Annotated in this window: 6 protein-coding genes; 4 read left to right on the forward strand and 2 right to left on the reverse strand. The window is 70.2% G+C overall.

Annotation, left to right across the window (positions count from 1 at the left end; genetic code table 11):
• The 3 genes from Q0L54_RS09990 to Q0L54_RS10000 form a co-directional block, all read left to right on the forward strand.
• Window positions 1–131 (forward strand): ATP-dependent Clp protease proteolytic subunit (locus Q0L54_RS09990; protein WP_296667754.1); only part of this gene is annotated, 131 nt, incomplete at its 5' end.
• 232 nt (window positions 132–363) lie between these two features.
• Window positions 364–1,620, forward strand: coding sequence for an ATP-dependent Clp protease ATP-binding subunit ClpX (gene clpX / locus Q0L54_RS09995; protein WP_296667743.1), 1,257 nt, complete (start codon window positions 364–366; stop codon window positions 1,618–1,620).
• A gap of 236 nt (window positions 1,621–1,856) precedes the next feature.
• Complete coding sequence (locus Q0L54_RS10000; protein WP_296667745.1) at window positions 1,857–2,786, forward strand: DUF559 domain-containing protein; 930 nt, start codon at window positions 1,857–1,859, stop codon at window positions 2,784–2,786.
• 62 nt (window positions 2,787–2,848) lie between these two features.
• On the opposite strand, the gene Q0L54_RS10005 is transcribed toward Q0L54_RS10000, so the two are convergent.
• On the reverse strand, window positions 2,849–3,949 hold the full coding sequence (locus Q0L54_RS10005) for an NAD(P)-binding domain-containing protein (RefSeq protein ID WP_296667747.1): 1,101 nt from the start codon (window positions 3,947–3,949) through the stop codon (window positions 2,849–2,851).
• 64 nt (window positions 3,950–4,013) lie between these two features.
• Here Q0L54_RS10005 and Q0L54_RS10010 point away from each other — a divergent pair, with 64 nt between their 5' ends.
• Window positions 4,014–4,655 (forward strand): TetR/AcrR family transcriptional regulator, encoded by a 642-nt coding sequence (locus Q0L54_RS10010; protein ID WP_296667750.1) that lies wholly within the window; start codon window positions 4,014–4,016, stop codon window positions 4,653–4,655.
• Between the two features lie 78 nt (window positions 4,656–4,733).
• Here the strand turns inward: Q0L54_RS10010 and Q0L54_RS10015 are convergent.
• Window positions 4,734–5,777: class I tRNA ligase family protein (locus tag Q0L54_RS10015; protein WP_296667752.1), on the reverse strand; the 1,044-nt coding region annotated here is incomplete at its 5' end.

The following is a 5,777-nucleotide window of genomic DNA, read 5'->3' on the forward strand; positions in this document are numbered from 1 at the left end:
CCGAGAAGGTGCGCGAGGACATCGAGCGCGACACGTTCCTCTCCGCGCAGCAGGCGCTGGAGTACGGGCTTGTCGACCAGGTGCTCGAGTCCCGCAAGGGCATCCAGACCGTGCATCCCGCTAAGGCGTAGGGTCACGAAGCTCGCTCGCGAGGGGCGCCGGCCACGCGCCGGCGCCCCTCGCCGCGTTTCGTCCATGTGACCCCGAGGTCACGATCCGGCATCGGGCCGGAATGTCCTGCCTGCTAGGGGTGGATCGCCCTGTCGGGCCCGGCGCGCCGCCCCGCGCATGTCGGAGCCCGTGGGTAGCCTGGAAGGGCATCACGGTGCACGCGAGGACTATGCACCCGAAAGGAGTCCCCGGATGAATCGACCCGCTGACAGCGGCGACCTGCTGAAGTGCTCTTTCTGCGGCAAGACGCAGAAGCAGGTGCGCAAGCTCATCGCGGGCGGCGGCGTGTACATCTGCGATGAGTGCATCGAGCTCTGCAACGAGATCATCGAAGAGGAGTTCGCCGAGCAGGTCGAGGCCGAGCTCACGGAGCTTCCGAAGCCGCGCGAGATCTTCGACTTCCTGGGTCAGTACATCGTGGGACAGGACCAGGCCAAGCGCGCCCTGTCTGTGGCGGTGTACAACCACTACAAGCGCGTGCGAGCGGGCGAGACCCGGGTGAAGGACGACGACGATCAGATCGAGATCGCCAAGTCCAACGTGCTGTTCATCGGCCCCACGGGAACCGGCAAGACGTACCTGGCGCAAACCCTCGCGAAGATGCTCAATGTGCCCTTCGCGATCGCCGATGCGACGGCCCTGACCGAGGCCGGATACGTGGGCGAGGACGTCGAGAACATCCTCCTCAAGTTGCTGCAGGCGGCGGACTACGACGTCGACAAGGCCCAGCGCGGCATCATCTACATCGACGAGATCGACAAGGTGGCCCGCAAGGCCGAGAACCCATCGATCACGCGCGACGTGTCGGGCGAGGGCGTGCAGCAGGCGCTGCTCAAGATCCTCGAGGGCTCCGTCGCCTCCGTGCCGCCGCAGGGCGGGCGCAAGCACCCCCACCAGGAGTTCATCCAGATCGACACCACCAACGTGCTGTTCATCCTGGGCGGCGCGTTCGCCGGGCTCGAGGAGATCGTCAGCTCGCGCGTGGGACGCAAGGGCATCGGCTTCGGCGCAACGCTCAAAGAAGCAGACAACATGGACCTGTTTTCGGAGGTCACGCCCAGCGACCTGCACAAGTTCGGCCTGATCCCGGAGTTCATCGGGCGCATGCCGGTGATAGCGACGGTGACCCCGCTCGACGTCGAATCGATGGTGTCGATCCTGTCGGAGCCCAAGAACGCGCTGGTGAAGCAGTATCAGCGCATGTTCGAGCTCGACAACGTGGAGCTCGAGTTCGAACCTGAGGCGGTGCGCGCGATCGCCGAGCAGGCGCTCGAGCGCGGCACGGGCGCGCGTGGCCTACGCGCGATCATGGAGGAGGTCCTCCAGCTCACGATGTTCGACGTGCCCGGTCGAGACGACGTCTCTCGCGTAGTCGTCACCCGCGACACGGTGATCTCCCGGGCGATGCCGGAGTACGAGGGCCGGGTCGAGGAGCAGGGCGCGGCCTAACCCGCCCGCGTTCCCCCGAACCCGCCCCCGCTCGACCCGCGCCCGCACTCAAACCACCCGAGCCTCGCTATGGGGAACTCACGGACGGTTTCGGGCGAATCTTGACTGCTGTGGGGAACTGAGCGACGTCTCGTCGCCTCCCCGAGCGATGTCCCCGGGTCGCGCCGGCGGCGCGACCCTCCTGCCAGCGGCTGCCACCCGCATCGGCACTCGACGCGCGCCCGTAGAACGGAGACATGACCCACCTCCGGCCCCTGCCAACGGCGGCGACCACGGGCTCGCTGACCGAGACCCTTCGCCGTCACCCGCGCGCGTTCACTTTCGACGAGCTCGCGGGGCTGGCCTCGGAGCGCAAGGCGCGCACCGCGATCGAGCGCGGGGAGGCGGTCAGGGTGCTTCCCAACGCGTACGTCTCGGCGGTCCACGCGGACTCCTTCGCCGCGAAGGCCGACGCGGCGCTGCTATGGGCAGGGCCCAACGCCGCACTGTCGGGCGTCGCGGCGCTCTTCGCCTGGCGATTCGTGGAGGAGCCGCCCGAGCAGATCGAGATCGCCGTCCCGCACGCGGAGCGTCCGTATCCGCCGGCGTGGGTCAAGATCCGTCGCCTTACATTCATGCCTCCCACGGTGCGGCTCGGCCGCGCCACGGTGGTAGGCCCGGACCTCGCGGTCATCCACGGCTACGGGATGCTGCCGCCGGGCCGCCGATCCGAGGCGCTCTACCGCGCGGTGCGCTCGGGGTTCGTCTCTCCAGAGGGGCTGCGGTCCACACTCGACCGGGTACCGCGGTGCCTCGCGCGCAAGGAGCTGGTGCGACGGATCGAGTCCGCGCGTCGCGGCGCTGAAAGCTTTCTCGAGGAGAAGGGTCTGTGGACCGTGTTCAACACGCGGGACTTCGCGCGATTCGCTCGCCAGCACAGCGTGCGGGCGTCGGGGCGGACGTATCGGCTCGACATGTACGACGCGGTGACCATGACCGCCGTCGAGCTCGACGGGGAGCAGTTCCACGGTGACGCGCTGCAACGGCAACGGGACCTGCGCCGCGATGCCGACCTGGCGCGCATCGGGATCCAGACCGTGCGCCTCACTTATCGCGACATCACGGAGCGGCCGGAGTGGTGCCGCGCGCTGGTGCGCGGCGTGATCGAGGCGAGGACGGCGCGATGAGGGCGGCGGTGGACTGCAGGTGCAGGTTCATCGCACGCGGGGTCGCTAGCGGAGGTGCACTGTCACGCCGCCGCAGCCGCTCCACGGTCGGGCTCGACCCGAGCTTCCAGGCCGGCCAGCATCGACTCCACCACCAGCGCCGCATCGTCGCCAACGCCGCCGAGCAGTGGCGAGGCGAGCCGCGTCTGGAACGGCATGCCCACGAACCCGAGCCCGGGCGCGCCGTCGACGAGCCCGAACGGTGCCACGGGATAGCCGCGATCGTCGACGCGCAGCCCCGCGACGTCGAGCCACGCGAAGTCGCCTTGGTACCCGGTGCACCACACGACGGCGTCGACCTGCTGCGCCGCGCCGTCCGCGACCGGGTGGCCGTCGGCGACGCCAGAGACGCGTCCCACGTGCCGCACGCCGGCGCGCTCGACGTCGCGAGGCGAGATGCGGATGAGCGGTGCTCCGTGCGCCGTGACGTGGGGCGCCACCTTGCGTCCGATCGGGGTCCGCCGGGTCAGCACCCGAGTCAGCACGAGCCACCACGCACCGCCGGCGATGGCGAGCACCGCGTTCGGCGGGTGGGGGGTGGGCTTGCCGGCGATCGTGACCTCGCGGCCGGCCTGCGCCAACTCGAGGGCGATCTCCGCACCCGAGGTGCCGTAGCCCACGACGAGCACCCGCCCCTCGGGTAGGCCGCTCGGGTCCCGGTACGCGCTCGAGTGCAACTGCACGATGCGCGGGTCGAGTTCGGCCGCCAACGCAGGAATGCGCGGGAGGGAGGTGGCGCCGGTGGCCACGATCACCGCGCGCGCGTGCCACGTGCGGTCCTCAGTGGTGACGGTGAAGCCGTGCGGATCGCGGGTCACGGAGAGCACGCGGGCATCGTGGGTCACGGGGAGGGCGAATCGGGTCGCGTAGCCGTCGAGGTAGTCGATGACCTGGTCGCGGGAGGGGTAGTCGCGGCCGGCCATGTCCCAGGGCTGACCGGGCAGGGCCGCGTGGCGCGCGGGCGTGAACAGCCGCAACGTCGACCACCGGTCGCGCCAGGCGTCGCCCGTTCTTGCGCGGTCGTCGAGGATGGCGAAGCGTGCTCCGGCGCGCGCGAGGTGGTACCCCGCCGCAAGCCCTGCCTGGCCCCCGCCTATGACGATGACGTCCTGGCGATCATTCATGGCACACCTCCCGACACGAGTCATTAGAACCACGTTCCAATAAATGGAATGCTATTCTAACAAGGTGGAAGACGTCAAGCGCAGTCGGGCACGAGCGACCCATACCCATCGCCGCCACACGGCCGCGACTCGCGACCGGATCGTGGGGGCCGCACGCGGGCTGATGGAGCGCGATGGCTATGCGCGCACGTCCATCGCGGACATCGCCGCCGAGGCCGAGGTTGCGGTGCAGACCGTCTACAACGCGGTGGGCTCGAAGAGCGAGGTGCTCGACGCGGTTCTCGAGGCGGCCGCCACGGGGCCCGACGCACCCCGCAGGGTGCCCGAGTTCATGGCGGAGCGCGGGGCGGCAGTCGCCACGGCGCGTGAGTACGTGACGATGCTCGCCGCGTGGTTCGCAGAAGTCCAGCCGCGGGTCGCGCCCGTGATGGAACTGATTCGAGAGGCCGCCGGACATGACCAGCGGATCGCTGAGCTCGAGCGCGCCCGCGCGTCGCAGCGGCTGCACAACTACGGGCTCGCCGCGGACCAGCTGCTCTCGCGGCCGGACGCGCGGCGGCTTCCGCGGGAAAGTATCGCGGCCGTGATCTGGAGCATCGGACACCCGCACACCTACGCGCAGCTGGTGGGCCAGGAGGGCTGGACGTTGGGGGAGTACGCCGCGTGGGTCGAGGAGACGCTCGCTGCGGCGCTGATCGAACCCTGAGCGACCGTCAGTTCCCCGCAGCAGTCAGAAATCTTCCAAGACCGTCAGTGAGTTCCCCCGGGCGGGCGCGACGGGCGCCTACTGAGCAGCCAGGACCGCGTTCTCCGTTCGCATCACCGTGACGTCCGCGATCTCGTCCGCCGAGCCGTCCTCCGGCGCGAGGCCGTCGACTCCCGGCTCCAGCGCCGCCGTGGCGTCCACGATCTGCATGGACCGCACGCGGCCCGCCGCGCGCAGGTCCGCGCTCGCGGCTCGCACGAGCGCCACCTTGGCCTCCGGCACCAGCAGGTCGATGGACTCGATCTCCGTGCGCTGCGACACCTTCGCCTCGGACTTCACCTTGCGCAGGACGGACAGCGCCTCGCCTGAGGCCGCCAGCAGGGGTGCACCCGCTGAGGTCACGCCCGCCACCTCACGCAGGTGACCCGACTCCGGCCATGCCGCGTGGTGCACCGAGCCGTTCTGGAACCAGCTCCAGACCTCCTCGGTCGCGAACGGCAGCACCGGTGCGAACAGGCGCAGGAACGTGTGCAGCGCCAGCGTGAGCGCGGCGCGTGCCGATGCGGCGCCCGGGGAGCACGGTGCGTGCGGGTCGATCGCCTCGCCCGGCGCCGCGCCGTCGTAGGCACGCGCCTTCACCAGCTCCAGGTAGTCGTCGCAGAACGTCCAGAACAGGGTTTCGGCGGCCTCGAGCGCGCGCGTGTGGTCGTACCCCTCGAGAGCGCGGGTGGCGGTGTCGACCGCGTCCGCCAGCGCGGACAGCATGGCCCGGTCGAGCGGCTCCGTGACGGCGGCAGCGGTGACCGCGGAGGCTGCCTTCACGCCCGACTCCAGCGAGGCCCCGGCGGCGGTCGCGATGCCGGTCGCCCCCAGCACGAACTTGGACGCGTTGAGCACCTTCATCGCGAGGCGGCGCCCGATCTTCATCTGGCCCTCGTCGAAGGCGGCGTCGGTGCCCAGGCGTGCGGCGGCGGCCCAGTAGCGGACCGCGTCGGAGCCGTGGGTCTCGAGCAGGCCCATGGGCGTGACCACGTTGCCCTTGGACTTCGACATCTTCTTGCGGTCCGGGTCCAGGATCCAGCCCGAGATCGCCGCATGCCTCCACGGCAGCGTGCCGTGCTC

This window comes from Demequina sp., from assembly GCF_024642165.1.
Classification (GTDB): Bacteria; Actinomycetota; Actinomycetes; order Actinomycetales; family Demequinaceae; genus Demequina.

Excerpts from the sequence above, each read along its gene's own strand:
- clpX (WP_296667743.1), top strand. The coding sequence starts at position 364 with ATGAATCGACCCGCTGACAGCGGCGACCTGCTGAAGTGCTCTTTCTGC.
- Q0L54_RS10000 (WP_296667745.1), top strand. The coding sequence starts at position 1,857 with ATGACCCACCTCCGGCCCCTGCCAACGGCGGCGACCACGGGCTCGCTG.
- Q0L54_RS10005 (WP_296667747.1), bottom strand. The coding sequence starts at position 3,949 with ATGAATGATCGCCAGGACGTCATCGTCATAGGCGGGGGCCAGGCAGGG.